6 protein-coding genes are annotated in these 6,848 nt (G+C 50.4%); 4 read left to right on the top strand and 2 right to left on the bottom strand.

Features of this window, described 5'->3' with window-relative positions; translation table 11 throughout:
* The coding region (locus IPH59_09490; protein MBK7091937.1) for a hypothetical protein at window positions 1-589 on the bottom strand (589 nt) is incomplete at its 3' end.
* A 210-nt stretch (window positions 590-799) separates the two neighbouring features.
* On the opposite strand from IPH59_09490, the gene IPH59_09485 reads away from it, so the two are divergent.
* From IPH59_09485 to IPH59_09470, 4 genes are all read left to right on the top strand, one after another.
* Window positions 800-1,750 (top strand): NmrA/HSCARG family protein, encoded by a 951-nt coding sequence (locus IPH59_09485; protein MBK7091936.1) that lies wholly within the window; start codon window positions 800-802, stop codon window positions 1,748-1,750.
* 215 nt (window positions 1,751-1,965) lie between these two features.
* On the top strand, window positions 1,966-3,210 hold the full coding sequence (locus IPH59_09480; GenBank protein ID MBK7091935.1) for a serpin family protein: 1,245 nt from the start codon (window positions 1,966-1,968) through the stop codon (window positions 3,208-3,210).
* Window positions 3,211-3,341: 131 nt separating this feature from the next.
* Window positions 3,342-3,833 carry a DinB family protein gene (locus IPH59_09475; protein ID MBK7091934.1) on the top strand — a complete coding sequence of 164 codons (492 nt, stop codon included), beginning with the start codon at window positions 3,342-3,344 and terminating at the stop codon, window positions 3,831-3,833.
* 90 nt (window positions 3,834-3,923) lie between these two features.
* Window positions 3,924-5,360 (top strand): hypothetical protein, encoded by a 1,437-nt coding sequence (locus tag IPH59_09470; protein MBK7091933.1) that lies wholly within the window; start codon window positions 3,924-3,926, stop codon window positions 5,358-5,360.
* A 13-nt stretch (window positions 5,361-5,373) separates the two neighbouring features.
* Here the strand turns inward: IPH59_09470 and IPH59_09465 are convergent, their stop codons facing one another.
* Entirely contained in the window at window positions 5,374-6,792 is a 1,419-nt protein-coding gene (locus tag IPH59_09465; GenBank protein ID MBK7091932.1) for a C1 family peptidase, read from the bottom strand.
* Window positions 6,793-6,848: the final 56 nt, after the last annotated feature.

Raw genomic sequence — 6,848 nt, 5'->3', positions numbered from 1 at the left:
TCTTATTCTTCCATTCCTGAATGGTGGTCGGCCCATCGACATCCTGTGCATTGAGGAAGTATACAAACACCAGCCAAGCCGGAATATCGTTGAGCACACGCAACAGATACAGATGCGCAAGTCGATTGGTGTATTGATAGTATGTGCCTGCCCAATCGGAACCGCCCGTCACTCCCATAAATTCGCGCGTCTCGTTTAGACTCTTGCGAATCAAACTCATCGCCGGTTCACTCGCACCGCAAGCAGGCGAGACTATTTCGCCAAGGTGAGCCTTGGCTTCGACGAGAATGACATCACCGCGACTGGTTGTCGCAAGACCATCCCAAACCGGACCACGATGCGGCCAAAACGATTCCAGCGACCGGCGGCCAAGTTTGTCCTCAAGTCCGACGGCCTTAAGAAATTGCTGGTCGCTGTACTCCGAGTATTTATCATTTTCGAGCGGCGAGCGCCAGACAATCGATTCGTCGCCTTTCAAAGCGAGCGCGGCTCTGATCTTGGCGTCGAGTGAATTCGGATTCGAGTTGACAGCTAACTGCAGCCAATGCTGACTGCCCTTGGTCTTTTCCAACTGTTCGGTTCGTGACATTTGATTTTCCTCCCTTATAGAGGAATGTCGACATCTAAGTACATTAACTGAGAGGCCGGTTCACGGCATTCTGAATCAAGACATTTCGGTATCGTCAAATCATCACCCTACATTCTCTACAATTGCGGAACCGCATCGACTCTCTCCTTGTTTAAGATTCTGTAAGCAACGATTTCTCGTATTCAGATAATCCGACCATAGGAGTTTCAAATGTCAGACAAGAAAATCATCGCCGTCGTCGGCGCCACCGGCGCGCAGGGAGGCGGACTTGTCCGCGCAATCCTTGAAGATGCTTCCAGCGAATTCACAGTGCGTGCGCTGACCCGCAATGTCAATTCCGACAAAGCCAAACAACTCGCGCAACTCGGCGTCGAAGTCGTCGCTGCCGACATCGACAACCTCGACAGCATGAAGAACGCCTTCAAAGACGCGTACGGCGCATTTTGCTTGACCAACTTCTGGGAGCATTTCTCCGCCGAGAAGGAAGTCGCACAGGCGAAGACCATGGCCGAAGCCGCCAAGTCCGCCGGTGTCAAGCACGTCATCTGGTCGACTCTCGAAGACACCCGCAGATGGGTGCCGCTTGATGACGACCGCATGCCCACCTTGCACGGCAAATACAAAGTCCCGCACTTCGACGGCAAGGGAGAGGCCGACATTCATTTCAAGCAAGCCGGTGTGCCGACTACCCTGCTCTTGACATCGTTCTACTGGGATAACTTCGTTTATTTTGGACTTGGTCCTAAGAAAGACCAGAACGGAAATCTCGCCATCACCTTTCCGTTGGGCGACAAGAGACTTCCCGGCATCGCCGCCGCGGACATCGGCAAATGTGCACTCGGCGTTTTCAAGAAACCGCAGGAGTTCATTGGCAAAACCGTCGGCATCGCAGGCGAGCATCTCACCGGTGAGCAAATGGCTGCCGCTATGTCCAAAGCGCTGGGCACCAAAGTCATCTACAATTCTATCGCGCCCGAGGTCTATCGCGGATTCGGATTCCCCGGCGCCGATGATCTCGGCAACATGTTCCAATTCAAACGCGATTTCGAAAGCGACTTTGTTGGAGCGCGCAGTCTCGATGTCTCACGCAGTCTGAATCCTTCGCTGCAGTCTTTCGACAAATGGCTCGATCAAAACAAGAACAATATCCCGCTCAACTAATTAGTTCAGTTTGTCAAGCAATGCGCTATCTGTGCCGCCGCGTTAATCCACGGCGGCACATCTATTCAGAATATGAGAGGTCCCTACCTCTCGCAGCTTCTACAGCAGATATTGATTCACAAACCGATTTCTCATTCGTCTTCAATAGCGACACCAAAGATTGTCTTGCAATGGAAGTGACAGGTATTACATTTCAAGTGCAATAGGAGGCACGTATGCAAAAGCTTGGGTTCTTTTTCGCGGCGATAATGTTGTCGCTCGTTATTGGTAGTTGCAGCGAAGAAAAATCAGTAGACAAACCACCCGTCAATGTGCCGGGTCCAGTCACCGCCGCCGAGTCCAAACTCGTGGCCGCCGGCAATGAGTTCACTTGGAATCTGCTCCGCGAAGTTGTGGAGTCTGAGACATCCCAGCCCAACAAAAACATCTTCATCTCGCCCCTCAGTGCATCAATGGCGCTGGGCATGACCTATAACGGCGCGCGCAATACAACCCAGACTGCCATGATGTCGACTCTCGGATTTGTTGATCTATCGTCGCAGGAAATCAACGAGTCGTATCGCAGTTTGATCGACCGATTTTCGGGGCTCGATTCTAATGTCAAATTCCAAATCGCCAATTCAATCTGGCACGCCGACTGGTTCCAGGTCGAATCCGAGTTTCTCGATGTTAATCGCACCTACTTCGATGCCGTCGTCAGCGCTTTGGATTTCGGCTCTCCGCAAGCGGTGACAACGATCAACAACTGGGTCAATGACAAGACCAATGGCAAGATTGACACGATCATCGAAGAGATTCCGGGCGACGTGGTGATGTATCTAATTAATGCACTCTACTTCAAAGGCGCATGGACCTATCAGTTTGATCCATCCAAAACCAGGCCGATGAACTTCAACTGTGCGGACGGTACGACACACTCTTGCAAATTCATGTACATGAACACCGACAGCCTGCGCTTCATGATGAATGCCGGTGTGATGGGTGTCGAACTGCCGTATGGCAACGGCGACTACCGACTTCTCGCTGCAATTCCAGTCGATCCGGCAACCTCTATCGATGAAGTCATCGCCGGACTCGACCAAACAAAATGGTCGGAATGGCAATCAGCACTCGTACAGCGAAACGAAGAGCTCTGGATTCCGAAGTTCAAATTCGAATTTGAGACAAAATTGAATGTCCCGCTCACAACGCTGGGAATGGGAATCGCATTTTCAGACCTCGCCGACTTCAGAGGAATCAATCGCGACGGAAATCTTGCGATCAGCGAAGTCATCCAAAAGACCTTTGTCCAACTCGACGAGGTCGGCACGGAGGCAGCGGCGGTCACATCGGTAGGAATCGAACTGACATCATTTACCCCGCCATACCGATTCGACCGACCCTTCCTAATTGTCATATACGAGCACAACACGAACGCCGTGATCTTCGCGGGAAAGATCGCCAAACCGGAATTCAACTAAATCGCGGCATTGAATCATTGGATGCTTTTCAAGATAGCGACGTATTACCCATGCCCAAGGCGCCAATGCAATTCGGAAGCAAAGTCCTATTCCGTAAGCGCGAGCGCCGCTAACTTTGGAGTAATATAGTTATGAACGCCATCACATCCATTCAGCGTGTTCTGATTCGCGATCTCAATGCACTGCGCCGCGAAATCAATGCATATCCCAACCAATCCGACCTGTGGTTGGCGCCTCCCGGTATCAGCAATTCCGCCGGCTCGCTGACATTGCACCTCACCGGTAACATCAGCCACTTCATCGGCGCTGTCATCGGCGAAAACGGCTACGTCCGCAATCGCGATGCTGAGTTCACAGACAAGAACATTGATTTGGTTGAATTGGAACGACGCATCGATGTCGCTATTCAATCAGTCGAAGACGGTCTTTCAGAGATTTCTGACCTCGACCTTGAAAAACCATACCCCATTTTGCTGGGCGAACTCCAACTCACAATCGGCCAATTTCTCATTCACCTGGTGTCCCACTTTGGTTACCATCTCGGCCAAATCGATTACCACCGCCGCATTGTCACAGGGAGCAACGCCACAATCGGAGCCGAGAACATAGCAGAACTCACTTAATCCGAAATCTTCAGGCGCTTTCCTTCGTGATCTTATCGCGTTGCAACTTTCGCATCGACTCCCCGTATCTTTTTGAAACTGGAAAAAGGAATGCCAATGAAATTGAAGACCTTGTTTCTCTGCCTAATTTGCACAAGCGTTTTTGCTCCGATACTCTCTGCACAAGACTCTACACAATGTGACTGCCAGGCGTCATTTGATGAACTAACCCGTAAGCTCGAAGCAAACTACATCGGCTATGCGTTGAGGAAGGATCAAATCGAGAGCGACTATCAAGACCGCATCAAAGATTTTCGCCCGACGGTTAATGGCATCGACGCCTTGAATTGTGTCAGCGCCATGCAACGATTCCTGTCATTCTTCAATGACGGCCATCTATTCGCGTCGCAATATCCGAAGTACAGCGAAGAGGAAAACGGGAAGTTCAAATCCTCTTTGCGGCAACGCCTTTATGCTGTGGATTCATTGAAAGATCATCTTGCCGCCAAACGCGAGTCATTGAGCGCTCTTGAAGGTGTCTGGACTGATGGTACGACACGATTCGCAGTAGTTCATAATAACAACAAAGACTGGCCCTATGAATTCGTGGCGGTCATACTGTCTTCTTCTCAGCCTGACAAGATCGGCGAGTTGAAGCTTGGTGTGAATTACAAGGATGGCGTATACGAAGGCGTGTATTACTCGAACGCATACTCGCCGCGGTACGTGAAACTTGACCTTGCCAAAGACAACACACTGCTGGGAATCTGGGGAGGACTATTCTGGGGTCGCGTGAGTTACTCTGACCGAATATCTCTCGACTCGGCGGCTCTCTACAATCCAACCTTGCCAACGATTGAACATCTTGAAGACAGCACTGTACTTCTGACGATACCGACGTTTCTGCTGGAAAAACCGAGTTTTGATAGCGTGCTGTTTGGCAATCAAGTCGCATTGACGACTTGTAGGAATCTGATCATCGACATTCGCGGAAACAGTGGCGGCAATGGCATCTACTTCAACCTGATGTCTCTTTACGCCGAAAAGCCATTGACGAGCGAGATTGGATTGGCTCTGGCTTCCGAGGACAATCTGGCATATTTCGCGCAGTTCTCAAGAGGCGGTACAAGCGATCCTTATCAACCGGTTGTCGATGATATGAAACAGAACATGGGGAAAATTCTGAAAGGGCCGCGCTTTTCCGATTCGAAGTTAACGCTGTATCCGTCGAGCCTGAGCAAAGTTGTAATCCTCACAGATCGGACCAACATCAGCGCCGCAGAGACTTTCATATTGCACTCCAAGAGTTCCAGCGATAAGGTCGTGACGATTGGGACGAACACCGGCGGAGTGGTGGACTACAATAATATCAATATGGTTAGGATCGGCTGCGAACATGACGGCATCTACTTCGGATATCCAACGTTCACCCTCAACGACCACATCTTGAAAGACGGCTACAACAACAAGGGAATTCCGCCGGATATCTCAAGCGATAAAAAAGGCCGTGACCTGATCACCTTTGCGCTGGAGTATTTGAACAGATAGTCGCTGATCCCGACTATTTCAGGCTGCGCATCACGCTCCACATCGGATCCCACGCCGGCAGTCTTGACGGTTCAGTAGCGAGAATCGCAGAAACTTCCTTTGGCAGCAGCTTCTTGTCAATGATGACGCAATAGACATACTCGTCAAACCAATCGTCATACATTGTCCAATAGCCCTTGTCGCCGCCTTTGTCGCCCCAACTGTTCTCGACCTTCCATTTGACTGCTTGCCCATTAAGCGTATCGACTCCCGTCAACACCATCGCGTGATTGGGAGAACTGTCGCGATAGATGATTCGCTCCCGCTTCGTCAAGCTGACATCAAACCCATACACCGAGCTGTAATCGTAGATACCCTTCTGCAGTACACCCTTTGCACCATAGTTGTCCTTGCCGATATCACAGGCAAAGTACAGCGGATTATTGGCAAGTACTGTCTCAAGCGCATAGCGCTTCAGGCTATCAATCGGCAGATTGATAAACCGCAGATTATTGCGATCGGCAAGATTTCCCGACCAGCTCATTTCAAAGTACTTGAAGTATTCCACTCCCGGATGATCAAAGATCACGATCTGGTCTTCCAGCTTAACCCCGATCATTTCCTCATAAAACTGCTTCGGCGTAAACTCTTGCGGTGGAGCGACCGTCGAATCCTTGCTCTCAAATCGCCAAGTGAACTTCATTGGCGGCTCGCCAAAGTTCAGTGCCAGTATTGAATAGACTTCGCGCAACATCTTGTTCTTTGCTCCACGCAATTCGTTAGCCGTTTTACCGGATGCATGAAGATCCCGCAACTCGGAGGCATCCTTCCGCAGTTTGCGATTGAGAATTCCATTGAACCCGCCGGTATGCGACGTCGCAAATGTCTCCGGCATTACCTGTTCCGGGACCACGCCATATTTGGAAATCAGGTCCACGACATACGACCACCAGCCGCCGTCACCGCAGGGATCCTCTAACAATAAATCAACATCGCGATCACCAAGCGGTTTTGCCGCAAGTTCAATCATCGATTCCAGAAATGTGTTTGACTTCTCAAGCTTGTCCCAGAAGAACAGGTAGTTGGTCGACATCTTGAAACTGTCCAACTTCAGCTTGTCCATCACCTTTGGCCGGAGCATGTTGAATCCCGCAAACATCCAGCACCGTCCAGAGGATTCTTGATTCGTGATCTCGCCGGTGGTTATCTCTTTGTTGAAAATCGCATTGTGAGCAATCAACTTGTCGCGGTTGACCGTCAAGTTTGCTATGTCGTTAGCTGTCAGCGCGTTATACACAGCCGGATTGCGTCCGTTATTTTCGAAATTCACCCGCAGTTCCTCAATCAGCCCCGGAGTCAACCCTCCTTGCGGTGACTGCGCCTGAAGTAACGGGCTGGAAATCAACATGATGGCTGCAACTGTTACTAACAAAAGGATGCGGGTTTGCGACATATAGAACTCCTCAATGCGGAAACTATTGATACTTGACAAGATACGCCATGAATCGC

The organism is bacterium, assembly GCA_016708315.1.
Taxonomy (GTDB): Bacteria; Zixibacteria; MSB-5A5; order CAIYYT01; family CAIYYT01; genus JADJGC01.
Note: the sequence above shows the minus strand (reverse complement) of the source record. Positions and strands in the feature narration are given on the sequence as shown.